This window comes from Janthinobacterium sp. SUN128, from assembly GCF_030587275.1.
GTDB classification, from domain to species: domain Bacteria; phylum Pseudomonadota; class Gammaproteobacteria; order Burkholderiales; family Burkholderiaceae_D; genus Janthinobacterium; species Janthinobacterium lividum.
On the sequence record NZ_JAPWHY010000002.1, the window covers coordinates 276,136 to 289,791 of the forward strand.

At 64.1% G+C, this 13,656-nt stretch carries 12 protein-coding genes; 10 read left to right on the forward strand and 2 right to left on the reverse strand.

Going from position 1 to position 13,656, the window contains the following annotated elements:
• Positions 1-2: 2 nt before the first annotated feature.
• The 10 genes from O3297_RS21285 (at position 3) to O3297_RS21330 (ending at position 11,214) form a co-directional block, all read left to right on the forward strand.
• The gene (locus O3297_RS21285) at positions 3-737 is read left to right on the forward strand and encodes a GntR family transcriptional regulator (RefSeq protein ID WP_052140116.1); all 735 of its coding nucleotides are present in this window, start codon (positions 3-5) and stop codon (positions 735-737) included.
• On the forward strand, positions 734-1,846 hold the full coding sequence (gene nagA, locus O3297_RS21290) for an N-acetylglucosamine-6-phosphate deacetylase (protein WP_034781839.1): 1,113 nt from the start codon (positions 734-736) through the stop codon (positions 1,844-1,846). Before O3297_RS21285 ends, nagA begins: the two co-directional genes overlap by 4 nt.
• Positions 1,836-2,849 (forward strand): SIS domain-containing protein, encoded by a 1,014-nt coding sequence (locus O3297_RS21295; protein WP_305049986.1) that lies wholly within the window; start codon positions 1,836-1,838, stop codon positions 2,847-2,849. The genes nagA and O3297_RS21295 overlap by 11 nt, the downstream gene beginning before the upstream one ends.
• A gap of 131 nt (positions 2,850-2,980) precedes the next feature.
• On the forward strand, positions 2,981-4,240 hold the full coding sequence (locus tag O3297_RS21300) for an ABC transporter substrate-binding protein (RefSeq protein WP_305049987.1): 1,260 nt from the start codon (positions 2,981-2,983) through the stop codon (positions 4,238-4,240).
• Positions 4,241-4,247: 7 nt separating this feature from the next.
• Positions 4,248-5,117, forward strand: a complete 870-nt coding sequence (locus tag O3297_RS21305) for a carbohydrate ABC transporter permease (protein WP_305049988.1) — start codon at positions 4,248-4,250, stop codon at positions 5,115-5,117.
• A 12-nt stretch (positions 5,118-5,129) separates the two neighbouring features.
• Entirely contained in the window at positions 5,130-5,960 is an 831-nt protein-coding gene (locus O3297_RS21310) for a carbohydrate ABC transporter permease (RefSeq protein WP_305049989.1), read from the forward strand.
• 26 nt (positions 5,961-5,986) lie between these two features.
• On the forward strand, positions 5,987-7,315 hold the full coding sequence (locus O3297_RS21315; RefSeq protein WP_052140085.1) for an MFS transporter: 1,329 nt from the start codon (positions 5,987-5,989) through the stop codon (positions 7,313-7,315).
• A gap of 14 nt (positions 7,316-7,329) precedes the next feature.
• Positions 7,330-8,463: an ABC transporter ATP-binding protein gene (locus O3297_RS21320; protein ID WP_092611586.1), complete on the forward strand. Its 1,134-nt coding sequence runs from the start codon at positions 7,330-7,332 to the stop codon at positions 8,461-8,463.
• 159 nt (positions 8,464-8,622) lie between these two features.
• Positions 8,623-9,930, forward strand: a complete 1,308-nt coding sequence (locus tag O3297_RS21325) for a lipopolysaccharide assembly protein LapB (RefSeq protein WP_070257505.1) — start codon at positions 8,623-8,625, stop codon at positions 9,928-9,930.
• Between the two features lie 81 nt (positions 9,931-10,011).
• Positions 10,012-11,214: a DUF5009 domain-containing protein gene (locus O3297_RS21330; RefSeq protein WP_305049992.1), complete on the forward strand. Its 1,203-nt coding sequence runs from the start codon at positions 10,012-10,014 to the stop codon at positions 11,212-11,214.
• 2 nt (positions 11,215-11,216) lie between these two features.
• On the opposite strand, the gene O3297_RS21335 is transcribed toward O3297_RS21330, so the two are convergent.
• Together O3297_RS21335 and O3297_RS21340 are read right to left on the reverse strand one after the other, a co-directional pair.
• Positions 11,217-12,329: an acyltransferase family protein gene (locus tag O3297_RS21335; protein WP_305049993.1), complete on the reverse strand. Its 1,113-nt coding sequence runs from the start codon at positions 12,327-12,329 to the stop codon at positions 11,217-11,219.
• The gene (locus O3297_RS21340; protein ID WP_305049994.1) at positions 12,326-13,639 is read right to left on the reverse strand and encodes a glycoside hydrolase family 18 protein; all 1,314 of its coding nucleotides are present in this window, start codon (positions 13,637-13,639) and stop codon (positions 12,326-12,328) included. The genes O3297_RS21335 and O3297_RS21340 overlap by 4 nt, the downstream gene beginning before the upstream one ends.
• Positions 13,640-13,656: the final 17 nt, after the last annotated feature.

Genomic DNA, 13,656 nt, shown 5'->3' on the forward strand with positions numbered 1-13,656 from the left:
CCATGCTGGCCAAACTGTCCGCCTTCAAACCCAATCCGGCCAGCGACACGCCGCTCTACATGCAGCTGGCGAACATGCTGTCGGACGGCATCGCCAGCGGCGACTGGCGCGCCAACCAGGCCTTGCCTTCCGAGCGCGTGCTGTCGGACATCCTGGAAATTTCGCGCGTCACGGCGCGCAAGGCCATCGACATGCTGTGCGACCGGGGCATGCTGACGCGCAAGCGCGGCTCGGGCACCTACATCACGCCCAAGCTGGAACAGCCGCTGTCGCGCCTGACGAGCTTTTCGGAAGAGTTGCGCCAACGGGGATTTACCGCCGGCTCGCGCTGGCTGCAGCGCGATATCGGCTCGGCCGCGCCGCTGGAGCTGCTGTCGCTGGGATTGTCGCCGCACATGCCGGTGGCGCGCTTGCGCCGCCTGCGCACGGCCGACGAAGTGGTGATGGCGATCGAAACGACCACCATCCCCGCGCTCTACATGCCGGACCCGCAGCAGGTGACCGATTCGCTGTACGGCTACCTGGAGTCGCGCGGCACCATCCCGATGCGCGCGCTGCAGCATATCCGCGCCGTCAACGCCACGGCGGAACAGGCCAAGCTGGCCAACATCAAGACGGGTGAAGCCATGCTGCACATCACCCGTGTCAGTTATCTCGACAACGGCGCAGCGGTGGAACTGACCCACTCGTATTGCCGCAGTGATTATTATGAATTCGTAGCGGAGTCGCGCAGATGAGCAGCACTATCAAAGGCAATATCCTTACCCCCGGCGGCTGGATCCACGGCGCCATCGCCTTCGGCGAGCGCGTCGACAGCATCACGGGCGAATCCCTTCACCCGTCGGGCAACAGCGACGACTATATTTTGCCGGGCTTTATCGACCTGCACGTGCACGGTGGCGCAGGCAAGGACATCATGGAAGGCGGCGAAGCCGTCTACACCATCGCGGCCATCCATGCGCGCCACGGCACCACCAGCCTGCTGGCCACCACCATGACGGCGCCGCCGGAAGATATCGACATGGCCCTGACGGCCATCGGCATCGCCGCCAACCACCGCCGCCCGAACACGGCGCGCGTGCTTGGCGCCCACCTGGAAGGCCCGTACATCAATTCCGGCAAGCTGGGGGCGCAGCCGAACTATGCGCGCGCCGCCAACCTGGCCGAAATCGAACGCCTGCAAACCCTGGCCAAGCTGCGCGTCATCACCGTCGCGCCGGAAATCGCCGGCCACCTGGACCTGGTGCGCGCCCTGGCCGATGCCGGCGTGCGCGTGCAGATCGGCCACACGCTCGGTTCCTATGAAGACGGCGTGGCCGCGCTGGAACACGGCGCCATGGGTTTCACGCATCTGTTCAACGCCATGAGCGGCCTGCACCACCGCGAGCCTGGCATGGTCGGCGCCGCCCTGGCGCACGCCGAATACGCCGAACTGATCCCCGACCTGCTGCACGTGCATCCGGGCGCCATCAAGGTGGCCCTGCGCGCCATCCCGCGCCTGTACTGCGTCACCGATTCGACCGCCGCCACCGGCATGCCCGACGGCGAATACATGCTGGGCCGCCACGCCGTGCAGAAATGCATGGGCGGCGTGCGTCTGCCCGACGGCACGCTGGCGGGCAGCACCCTGACCCTGGACCAGGCGCTGCGCAACCTGGTGGGACTGGGACTGGACCTGGCCGACGCGTCCAAGCGCGTGTCGACCAATGCCGCCGATTACCTGGGCCTGGAAGAACGCGGCCGGCTGGCCCCCGGTACTTACGCCGATCTGGTGGTACTCGATCGCGATCTCAAACTCAAAGCTGTGTATATAGAAGGAGAAATCTGTGACCTCAATGATGCTTAAAGAAGCCATTTCCGCCGCCGAATGCGTCGCCCTGCAACTGGCCAGCGACACGGAACGCTACGCGGAACTGGGCCGCAAATTGAGGAGCACCTCGTTCTCGACCGCGCTGACCATCGCGCGCGGCAGCTCGGACCACGCCTGCAACTACGTCGCCTACCTGATCATGGCGCGCCTGGGCCGTGTCGTCGCATCCTTGCCGATGTCATTGGTGACCCTGAACAAGTCACCGCTGGTGACGCGCGACACCCTGGCCATCTCGATCTCGCAATCGGGCCAGAGCCCTGACGTGGTCGAGCCGATCCGCTACTTCCGCGACGGCGGCGCCACCACCGTGGCCCTGGTCAACGATATCGAGTCGCCGCTGGCGCACGCCGCCGAATGGGCCATGCCCCTGCGCGCCGGCAAGGAACAAAGCGTCGCCGCGACGAAGAGCTTCATCACCAGCCTGGTCGCCGGCGCGCGCATGGTGGCACAGTGGCAGAACGACCCTGAACTGCAGGCCGGCCTGGAAGCGCTGCCTGAAGCGCTGCTCGAAGCGACCCGCGTCGACTGGTCGCCCGCCATCGACGTGCTGGCTCCGGCCCGCAACATCATGGTCGTGGGACGCGGCATCAGCTTCCCCGTGGCGCTGGAAGCGGCGCTGAAATTCAAGGAAACCTCGGCCCTGCAGGCGGAAGCCTTCAGCGGCGCCGAAATCAAGCACGGCCCGATGGCCCTGATCGAAGACGGTTACCCGCTGCTGATTTTCGCCACGCGCGGCCCGACGCAAGCCGGCCTGCTGCAGCTGGCAACGGAGATGCGCGGCCGTGGCGCCAAGGTCTTGCTGGCGGCGCCAAGCGATGTGGCCGAGCGCGACCTGACCCTGCCCGTGGCGGCCACGCCGGACCTCGACCCGATCGTCGCCATCCAGTCCTTCTACGTGATGGCGGCGAAACTGTCGGCCTCGCGCGGCATGGACCCGGATGCGCCGCGTCACCTGAGCAAGGTCACGAAAACCAATTAAGCAGTACCCGGCAACCCGCCCCCGGCACGGGGCGGGGCTGCCGGCAGAAGCACCCGAATATAAGCGACGGCAAGGGCATGTACCCGCGCCGCAGACTCATGGACATTGGAGCGCCACGCTCCAGGATAAAAATGACGATCAAGAGACTGTTGGCGGTTGTTGCCTGCGCGGGCCTGCTCGCGCCGCAGGCATGGGCTGCCGAGAAAATCGAATTCTGGACCTTCAGCATGAAGCCCAAGTTCACGCCGTATTTCAATGCGGTGGTGGCGCGCTATGAGGCGCAGAATCCCGACGTCAAGATCGAATGGATCGACTTCCCGTGGGACGTCATCCAGACCAAGCTGGTCACGCGCATCGTGGCCGGCACGCCGCCCGCGCTGGTCAGCCTGAACGTGCCCTGGGCCGACGAATTTGCGCGCGACGGCTTGCTCACGCCCGTCGATGGCCTGATCAAGGAAGCGCGCGCCAGCTACATTCCCAGCGCCCTGGACGACTTGCGCTTCAAGGGCCGCACCTACGGCTTCCCCATGTACAGCAATGTCGCGGTGATCGCCTTCAATACCGCCATTTTCAGGCAGGCGGGACTCACGCGCGGCCCCGCCAGCCTCGATGAACAACTGGCGTACGCGCGGCAGATCGCGCAACGCACGGGCAAGGCCGGCATCGCCCCCGCCCTGTCGAAGATCGATGGCCTGTTCATGCAGCAGGGCCTGGCCGTGATTAGCGACAACCGCGCCGTCTTCAATTCGCCGCAGCACGTGGCGCTGGTGCAGAAACTGGCCGACACCTATAAAGTGGGCGGCCTGCTGAAGGAAAGCCTGTTCGCCGAAGACAATTTCCCCGCCGTGATCGACGCCTACAAGGGCGGCCGCCTGGGCATGCTGCTGGCGCCGCCCACAGCCATGCAGCGCATCCGCGGCGATGCGAAAGACATCTACGCCATCACCGACGTGGCGCCCGCGCCGCTGGGCCCGACCGGCATCGCCGACGGCGGCTGGCTGGTGCACTTCGCCATTCCGAAAGGCGTGCCGGCGCGCCAGCGGCCATCGGTCGGCAAGTTCGCGCGCTTCCTGACGAACGACGAGAACCAGCTGGCCTTCGCCAAGCAGGCCAGCGTCTTCCCCACCACAGTGAAAGCGGCGGCCGACCCGTTCTTCCTCGCCACGCCGCAGAACGCGGGTGCGGCCGAAAAGGCGGTGGCCGCCGGCGCCCTGTCGATGGGCCACTCGCGCACCCTGTACGTGGCCGGCATCGACGACTACGACGAGTTGCGCCGCTCGCTGGTGAAAGCCGTCGAGGCGGGCGTGACGGGCAAGCAGGATGTGAAGCAGGCGCTGGACCAGGCCGTCGCCATCTGGAACCGCAAGCTGGCCACCCTGCCGCGCCACTGAGGACGCCATGAAACTTACCCACCGCCATACCATGCAAGCCTGGCTTTTCCTCACCCCCGCCCTGCTGCTGCTGGCCGCCTTTTCCTTCTGGCCCGTCGGCTATGGCTCCGTGCTGGCCTTCACCGATTACAGCCTGATACGCGAGACGCGCTTTGTCGGCCTCGATAACTTCCGCTACATCTTCAACAACGAGATGTTCGTCTCGGGCCTGAAAAACTCGCTGATGTTTTTGCTGATGGTGCCCTTCGTGCAGGTGGGCGCCATCGTGCTGGCCGTGCTGGTGAACAACCGCCTGCCCGGCATCCGCCTGTTCCGCGCCGCCTTCTACGTGCCCGTGGTGACCACCGTTTCCGTGGTCGGCATCATGTGGGGCTTCATGTTCCACGAACAGGGCGCGCTGAACTACGTGATGATGACCTTGAAGCTGGTGAACGCGCCCGTGGGCTGGCTGTCGAACGACAGCCTGGCCCTGTTTGCCGTGATGTTCGTCACCCTGTGGCGTGGCCTGGGCTGGTACATGGTGATGTATCTGGCGGCCCTGCAATCGATCCCGTCGGACATGCAGGAAGCGGCCATGCTCGATGGCGCCAACCGCTGGCAGCGTTTCTGGAAGATCACCGTGCCGATGCTGCGCCCCACCATCATGCTGTGCTCCATCCTGTCCGTGCTGGCGGCCCTAAAGGCTTACCAGGAAGTCGATGTGCTGACCCAGGGCGGCCCGATGAATTCCACCTTCACGGCGCTGTACTACGCGTATGACCAGGGCCTCAAGCACTTGAAACTGCCGCGCGCGCTGGCGGCCAGCTTCGTCGTCTCGCTGTTCTGCATCGGCATCGCCCTGCTGTGTCTGCGCTACCTCAAACCCAAGCACCGCTGACAGGGAATGACCATGACAACCCGTTCCCTGAAAACGCGCCTGCACGTACTGGGCCACTATGTCGTGCTGTGCGCGATCGCCGTCGTCTGCGTCTTCCCCTTCTGGTGGACCCTGGTGACGGCCATTTCCACGGAAGGCAATATCTTTGCCTTCCCGCCCACCTTCTGGCCGAAGGCGCCGTCCTTCGACAACTTCATCGAAGTGTTCAATGCGATCCCGATCTGGTCGTTCTTCAAGAACTCCGTGCTGATCGCCGTGTTTACCGTTTTCTGGAAACTGCTGCTGTGTTCACTGGCCGCGTATCCGCTGGCGCGCCTGAAATTCCGTGGCCGCAAGCTCGTGTTCGGCCTGATCCTCGCCACCCTGGTGCTGCCGTCCGAGGTCAACTTCCTCGTCAACTTCATCACCATCACGCAAATGAGCCTGGTCGATACCTACACGGGCGTGATCCTGCCCAACGTGGTGACGGCCGTGGCCATCTTGCTGCTCAAGCAGGCGTTCGAGGAAGTGCCGCAAGACCTGATCGACGCGGCGCGTGTCGATGGCGCTACCGAGTGGGTCATCTTCAGCCGCATCATGCTGCCGCTGATTACGCCATGGCTGGCCACCGTCGGCATCCTGACGGCCGTCGAATCGTGGAATGAATACATCTGGCCCTCCATCGTCATGAGCAAACCCGATGAATTCCCCCTGTCGGTGGGCGTGCTGTACTTGCGCGGCACCTTCGGCAGCAGCACGCGCGTGATCGCCGCCGGCACCCTGATCACCATCGTGCCGACCCTGCTCGCCTTCCTGTTTACCCAACGCTTCTTCATGCGCGGCATGGACGGCGCAGTCAAATGAAAACGTCTCTCGATAAGGAAGCCCCCATGCACGACCAGCGCATCAGCATCAGCAAAAAAGTCCGCAGCCCGATTTCCTGGGTGCCCACCTTGTACTTCGCCCAGGGCTTGCCGTTCTACGCCGTGGCCCTGGTGGCCGGCCTGATGTTCAAGAGCATGGGCGTGCCGAACGACCAGATCGCCCGCTGGACGGGCCTGATCGGCTTTGCCTGGGTCTTCAAGTCGCTGTGGAGCCCCTTCCTGGAACTGGCGTCGAGCAAGAAGACCATGGTGGTGCTGTTCCAGTTCGCCGGTGGCCTGAGCCTGGGCCTGATCGCGCTGGCCCTGCAAACGCCGCTGTGGTTCGCCGCCTGCATCGCCGTGCTGTTCGTCGCCGCGCTGGCCTCGTCCACGCACGACATCGTCTGCGACGGCCTGTATATCGCCAGCCTGTCGGACAAGCAGCAGGCAGCCTACGCGGGCTGGCAAGGCGCCTTTTTCAATGCGGGCAAGTTCATCTCGCTGGGCGGCCTGGTGATCCTGGCCGGCTACCTGGAGAAAAAAATCGGCATCAAGCCCGCCTGGTCGGTGATCTTCCTGATCATCGGCGCCATGATGCTGTCGCTGGCCGCGTACCACCTGTGGGCGCTGCCGCAGGTGCGCAATGCAGCCGTGGCCGACAAGAGCGTGGCCGGCATCAGCCGCACCCTGTGGGACGTGCTGGTGGACTTCCTGAAAAAGCCCGGCATCTGGGGCATGATCGCCTTCATCATCCTGTTCCGCGCCGGCGAGGCGCAAGTGCAGACCATCGGCCCGCTGTTCCTGCGCGAAGCACGCGAACTGGGCGGCCTGGGCCTGTCGACGACGGAAGTGGGCGCCGTGTACGGCACGGCCGGCACCGTGGCATTCCTGCTGGGCAGCATCGGCGGCGGCTACTTCACTTCGTGGCTGGGCCTGAAGCGCGCCATGTTCTTCCTGATCCTGGCCATGAACTTGCCGAATCTGGTGTTCTATTACCTGAGCCACAGCATGCCGACCGACCTGACCCTGATCACGGCCGCGCTCAGCGTGGAGATGTTCGGCTACGGCTTCGGCTTCGTCGGCCTGATCCTGTTCATGATGCAGGTGGTCTCCGTCGGCAAGTACCAGACGGCCCACTATGCGTTCGCCACCGGCGTGATGCAGCTGGGCTTCGTGCTGTTCAAGATGATCAGCGGCGACATCCAGACGGCGCTCGGCTACAAGACGTTTTTCCTGTGGGTGCTGGTGTCGGCCGTGCCCGTATTGATCCTGTCGCGCTTCATGCGCATCGGCCCGAAGGATACCTCCGACCAGTCTGACGCTGGCGCCACGTCCGCGCCGGCCAGCGCAAGCTAGGAATCGCACAGTCCATGGCACACATCGCATTAAAGAATATCGTCAAGCTGTATGACGACAAGCACCCGGTCATCCACGGCATCGACCTCGATATCCGCGACGGCGAATTCGTCGTCTTCGTGGGGCCCTCCGGCTGCGGCAAATCGACCCTGCTGCGCATGATCGCCGGGCTGGAAGACATCACGGATGGCGAGCTGCATATCGGCGGCAAGCTGGCCAACGATATCGCGCCGGCCGAGCGGGGCCTGGCCATGGTCTTCCAGAGCTACGCCCTGTACCCGCACATGACGGTGTACGAAAACATGGCCTTCGCCCTCTCCCTGGCGGGACACAAGAAGGCCGAGGTGCGCGCCGCCGTCGAGCGCGCGGCCGACATCCTGCAGATCACGCCACTGTTGAAACGCAAGCCGAAGGACCTGTCGGGCGGCCAGCGCCAGCGCGTGGCCATCGGCCGTGCCATCGTGCGCAAGCCACAGGTTTTCCTGTTCGACGAACCGCTGTCGAACCTCGACGCGTCGCTGCGCGTGCAGATGCGCGTGGAAATCTCGCGCCTGCACCAGGAACTGAAAACCACCATGATCTACGTCACGCACGACCAGGTTGAGGCGATGACCCTGGGCGAGCGCATCGTCGTCTTCAATGGCGGGCGCATCGAGCAGGTGGGCAGTCCGCACGCGCTGTATAACAATCCCGGCAACCTGTTCGTGGCCGGCTTCCTCGGCGCGCCGAAGATGAACTTCATCGCTTGCACGGCCGTTGCCAGCGGCCCCGGCTCGGTGGCCGTGCGCCTGCCCGGCGGCGCCGTCATCGACGTCGAGGCGCAGGGCGGGAGCGTGGCGCCGGGCGACGGGCTGACCCTGGGCGTGCGCGCCGAGCATGTCAGCCTGCAGCACGGGGACAATGCGGACGGCAACGTGATCGACGCGGCCGTCAGCCATGTCGAATACCTGGGCGACGTGGCCATCGTCTACGCCAGCATGCCAGGCGTGGCCGAGATGCTGGCCGTCAAGCTGCCGGCCGAGGAAGGCTTGCGCCAGGCGGGCGACGCCATGCGCCTGCACCTGCCAGCGCAGCGCTGCCTGCTGTTCGATGCCGCAGGGCAAGCCCTGGCACGCACGTTTGCCGCACCCGCTCAGCCGTTTATGTGACAATAGCCGTTTTGTATCATGCCGCTTCTGTTTGACTTACGCAGGCAGAACGGCAGAAATGTGTTTTTCGAGCTTCCTTGCCCCTCTGGCAATGCCACTGCACGATGTTGCGGTTGCCAGTGCAGGTGCGTATTTTTGTTATTGATTGAAGGATTGACCATGTCCCAATTCCGTCTTGCCCGTCTTAGCCTGCTCCTGGCCGCCATCGGCCTGAATGTCCTGCCATCCCTGTCGCACGCGCAGGATGCCAAGCCAGCCGCCGCCGCGGCTGCCGCTCCGGCCGAATCGGTGCGCCCTGAAGTGTTCAAGCTGCTCGATCCGACCGCCGTGAAGGCATCGATGGATGCCAAGAACTACGCCGACGTGCAAAGCCGCATCGACCAGGCTGCCGCCATTCCGGCCCTGACGCCGTATGAAACGTTCGTGCTGAACCGCCTGCGCGTGGCATTGGCATCGGCCACCAACAATGCGCCCATGGCCATGACGGCACTGGAAGCGGTGATCGAATCGGGCAAGCTGGAAAAGAACGTCAAGGGCGATTTCATCCAGGCGCTGGCCAACTACCACTACAACGCCAAGGATTACCCGAACGCCATCAAATGGTTCACCCGCTACCAGACGGAAACGGGCGATGTCGCCAGCGTACGCAAGTACATCGTGCGCGCCTATTACCTGGGCAATGACTTTGCGCGCGCAAAGCAGGAATTGTTGGCCGATATCACGGCACAACAGCAAGCGGGCAAGACACCTAGCCTGGAAGAATTGCAATTGCTGGCCAACACGGGCTCGAAAAGCAAGGATCCGGCCACCTACCTGATCGCCATGGAAAACCTGGTGCGCTACTACCCGTCGGACGACTACTGGACCGACCTGCTGGGCCGTTTGCAGGGCAAGGCCGGCTATTCCGACCGCTTCGCGCTGGACGTGCTGCGTCTGCAATTCCAGGCCGTCGGCACCATGTCGCCGCAGGATTACAGCGACATGGCTGAAATCGCCTTGCAAAACGCCTTCCCGACGGAAGCGAAAAAAGTCCTCGACGCCGGCTTTGCCAAAGGCGTGCTGGGCACGGGCGCGAATGCGGCCAAGCACAAGAAACTGCGCGACCAGGCCAACAAGGCTGCCGCCGACGATGCGAAAAACATCGCCAGCGGCGAAGCGTCGGCCATGAAGAGCAAGGATGGCACGGGCTTGATCAATCTGGGCTATGCCTTCGTGACGATGGACCAGTTCGACAAAGGTATCGACCTGATCCAGAAAGGCATCGCCAAGGGCGGCCTGAAACGTGCTGAAGACGCCAAGCTGCGCCTCGGTTACTCCTACGCCATGGCTGGCAAGAAAGATGACGCCATCAAGGTCCTGGAAACGGTCAAGGGCGGCGACGGCGTGGGCGACCTGGCCCGCTACTGGATCCTGTGGCTGAACCGTCCTGCCACGGCAGCGGCGGCACCGGCAGCAGCGGCACAGTAATTCCCGCTCCGTCCAGCATGCGCAAGGCAGTTCCCGGCTCAGGCCGGGGCTGCTTTTTTTTCGACCTTTTTTCATCCTTCCATGCCGCCAGCCACTGTCGCCACCGCCACCGCCGCCGAACGATTGACCAGCCTGGACGCCTTTCGCGGCTTCGTGATCGTCACCATGATCTGGGTCAACTACCTGGCCGGCATGCCCGGCATTGCCTGGTGGCTCGAACATGCGGGGCCGCGCGCCGACGGCATCAGCGCGCCGGACCTGGTCTTTCCCGGCTTTCTGTTCATGGTCGGCATGGCTATTCCGCTGGCCTTGCAGCGCCATTGCGGCCACGTCACGCCAGCCCTGCTGGGACGCCTGCTGTGGCGCTCCGCCAGCCTGATGCTGGCCGGCGTGGTGCTGGCGAACGCCTACCGCTACGATGCGCAGGCGGCGCTGCTGCCGCACGCCGTGTATTTCCTGCTGTTTTATATGGCCATGATCCTGCTGTGGCGCCAGGGTGCGGGCAAGCTTGAGCTGGCCGCGGGCGGCGCCCTGATGCTGTTCCTGCTGGCGACGTTCCGCGGTGAATTGAATGCGGAATTTTCCAGCACCTGGCTGCAACCGTCCTGGTGGGGCATCCTCGGCATGATCGGCTGGTCTTACCTGCTGTGCAGCCTGCTGTACCTGGCATGCCAGGGCAGCGGCACGGCGCTGATGGGCGTGCTTTCCCTGCTGATCGCGCTGTACATGGGCGGCATGGCGGGCAGCCTGGATTTCCTGCCGGCGGGTATCAACGGGTTTGTCAACGTGCCGCAAGTGCTCGGTTCGACGGCGGCGAATGTGCTGGCCGGCACCCTGGTGGGCCGGCTGTTCCTGCGCGGCGCGGCATTGAACCATGCCCAGAGGATACGTTTCATGGCGTGGTTCGCGCTGGGCCTGCTGGTGGCCGGCCTGCTGCTGCGGCCGTATCACCACATCAACAAGATCGCGGCAACGGAATCGTACACGCTCGTGTGCAGCGCCATCATCCTGGCCCTGTTCCTCGTGTTTTATATCGTCATCGACGTGTGGCGCTGGCGCGCCTGGGCGGTGGTGCTATTGCCCGCCGGCACCAATGCCCTGTTCGCCTACATCGTACCCGACCTGTGGCAGCAACTGGCAACCGTGCTGCACCTGCCGCACTTCTGGTGGCCGTATCTTGAAACGGGCGGCGCGGCCGGCCTGTGGAATGCCGCCGCCGTCACCGCCCTGATGCTGCTCTTCACGGCCCTGGCCACACGCTATGGCCTGAAGCTGAAGTTCTAGCGCTAGACCTTGATATAGATCTTGCGCTTGTCCATGCCGTAGGCGATCAGCCAGCACAGCAGCATGAAGCTGACGGCAAACAGCAAGGAGCCCACGCGCGCCGGCGCCCAGCCCGTAAACCACTGCTGATACAGCCACTGGTACAGGTTGCCGCCACCGATGCGCACGGTAAACGCAATGATCACCAGCACTTCCGACACCAAGTAGATGAACAGGGTGTTCTTGCCGAAGACTTCAAAAAAATACGTCCAGCCCGTGATCTTGCGCACGTCGATGATGAACATCAGCAACGCCAGCAGCAGCAAGTCCAGGCCGATACCGAGCATCACGTAAGAGCTGGTCCACAGCTTCTTGTTGATCGGAAACACTTCATTCCAGCACAGGGCCACCGCCACGCAAATGGCGCCGGCCACGGCCAGCTGATACAGGCTCGAGCGCAATTGCACCGGTGCCGCCTGGCGCAGGAAGCTGCCCGCCAGGTAGCCGGCAATCACATTGACAATCGAGGGCAAGGTACCGAGGATGCCTTCCGGATCGAAGGCGATGCCTTCGCCGTGGTACAAATGGCTGTCGCCCAGCAGGATCAGATCCAGCTTGGCCGGCGCGTTGCCGTGCAAGCCGTAGTCGCCCCAGGTCGCCAAGATGGCCCAATAGCCAAGCAAGGCGCAGGCGCTGAAGACCAGCGCGCCCCGCGTCTTCCAGTAATGCAGGATCAAGGCGGCGGCCAGGTAGCACACGGCGATGCGCTGCAGCACGCCGGGGATGCGCGTGTGCGACAGGGGCGACCAGGCGAACTGGCCCGCATCGTCGAGCTTGAAGAAGGGAAACCAGTACAGCAGGAAGCCCAGTAAAAAGATCAGCGCGCTGCGCTTGCACAACTTGGCCAGCACGGCGCCATGGCCCAGGTTTTCATACTTGCCCAGCGCAAAGGCCAGCGCATTGCCAACGACAAACAAAAAGCTGGGAAAGACCAGGTCCGTCACGGTAAAACCATGCCATTCGGCATGCAGGAACGGCGCATACACGCTGCCCCAGTCGCCCGGCGTATTGACGACGATCATCAGGGCGACGGTCAGGCCGCGCAGGACGTCGAGGGCGAGGTAACGCTGGTTCATGGCTGCGCCCCCTTCAGAATAGGCGCCAGGGCCGTGCCCAGCACCTGCTGCGCATCGCCGCTCAATTCCCAGAACATGCCACCGCGCAAGCCCTCGTCGCGGATATAGCGCACTTTACGGGCCACCGATTGCGCATCTTCATAGCTGATGAAAACGCCGCTGTCGCGGTTATACAGATACGGCACTTGCGATGCAGCATTCCAATGGCGCTGGAAACCGCGCGCGCCCTTGCCATCGACCAGATAGCCCTGCTCGAGCAGATGCCGGTACGTGAATGTCGGCGTACCGTCATTGCCGCTGGCCGCGCCCTGGCAAGGCTGGTACAGGCCGTCACCGCGGGGACCGGCGGCGCACTGCTTCCAGCCATAGCCATAGAAGGGCACGCCCAGCACCAGCTTGGCGGCAGGCACGCCGGCGCGCAGGAAGCGCGTCACGGTGGCGTCCGCATGCAGCGCCTTGTCGCGCTGCGGGTCGGCGGGATCCGCATACAGGGGCGCCAGCTGGCCATTCTCGGCATCCCACACGCCACGGTAGTCATACGTCATCAGGTTGATCCAGTCCAGCTGCGCCGCCAGGCGGACGATCCAGCCGGGCGCGGCGTCGCTGTCATCGGTCAGGCTGGCATGCGCGCCAGCGGCGATGGTGATCAGGTAATGGCGGCCGGCCGCCTGCTTGCCAGCCTGGTCGAAGGCGCTGCGCAATTCGGCAACCAGGCGCACATAGTTTTCCTTGTCGTCGCCGCGATGGCAGACCTTGCCTTCGATGCAGGGAATCCCCCCCGTGGCCGGATGTTCCCAGTCGATATCGACGCCATCGAGGCCATGCCGGTGCACCAGCTCCAGCGCGGAGGCGATGAATGCCCGGCGCGCGGCAGGCGTGGCGGCCACGTCTGAAAAGCGGTTCGACCAGATCCAGCCGCCCACCGACAGCAGGACGCGCAGCTGTGGATTGCTGTGCTTGAGAGCATTGAGTTTGCGCAAGTTGTCGGCATCGGCTTGCGGTGCCGGCAGCACGATGCTGCCATTGGCCGGTCGCGACGGCTTGCCGTCCGCATCCAGGCAGGCGCTCACGCCGCCGCCATCGGGCGCGGGATTGCCGTGTTCGCCATCCCAGCAGATGTCGGCGAACGCGTACTGGATCAGGCTGACATTGCCAGCGCGAATATTGTGCTCGTTAACGGGAAAATCGGCCGATTTCCAGCCGGGATAATAAGCCACCACTTCCGGCGCAAAGGCCGGAGCGGCAGGCGCAGCAGAGGCGGCCAGCGGCAGCGCGCAGGCGAAGCAAGCCAGCATTGCGTGTAATGTCATCGGATGTATCCCACCAT

Coding starts and splice junctions, on each gene's coding strand:
- O3297_RS21285 (WP_052140116.1), top strand. CDS start 3: ATGCTGGCCAAACTGTCCGCCTTCAAACCCAATCCGGCCAGCGACACG.
- nagA (WP_034781839.1), top strand. CDS start 734: ATGAGCAGCACTATCAAAGGCAATATCCTTACCCCCGGCGGCTGGATC.
- O3297_RS21295 (WP_305049986.1), top strand. CDS start 1,836: ATGATGCTTAAAGAAGCCATTTCCGCCGCCGAATGCGTCGCCCTGCAA.
- O3297_RS21300 (WP_305049987.1), top strand. CDS start 2,981: ATGACGATCAAGAGACTGTTGGCGGTTGTTGCCTGCGCGGGCCTGCTC.
- O3297_RS21305 (WP_305049988.1), top strand. CDS start 4,248: ATGAAACTTACCCACCGCCATACCATGCAAGCCTGGCTTTTCCTCACC.
- O3297_RS21310 (WP_305049989.1), top strand. CDS start 5,130: ATGACAACCCGTTCCCTGAAAACGCGCCTGCACGTACTGGGCCACTAT.
- O3297_RS21315 (WP_052140085.1), top strand. CDS start 5,987: ATGCACGACCAGCGCATCAGCATCAGCAAAAAAGTCCGCAGCCCGATT.
- O3297_RS21320 (WP_092611586.1), top strand. CDS start 7,330: ATGGCACACATCGCATTAAAGAATATCGTCAAGCTGTATGACGACAAG.
- O3297_RS21325 (WP_070257505.1), top strand. CDS start 8,623: ATGTCCCAATTCCGTCTTGCCCGTCTTAGCCTGCTCCTGGCCGCCATC.
- O3297_RS21330 (WP_305049992.1), top strand. CDS start 10,012: ATGCCGCCAGCCACTGTCGCCACCGCCACCGCCGCCGAACGATTGACC.
- O3297_RS21335 (WP_305049993.1), bottom strand. CDS start 12,329: ATGAACCAGCGTTACCTCGCCCTCGACGTCCTGCGCGGCCTGACCGTC.
- O3297_RS21340 (WP_305049994.1), bottom strand. CDS start 13,639: ATGACATTACACGCAATGCTGGCTTGCTTCGCCTGCGCGCTGCCGCTG.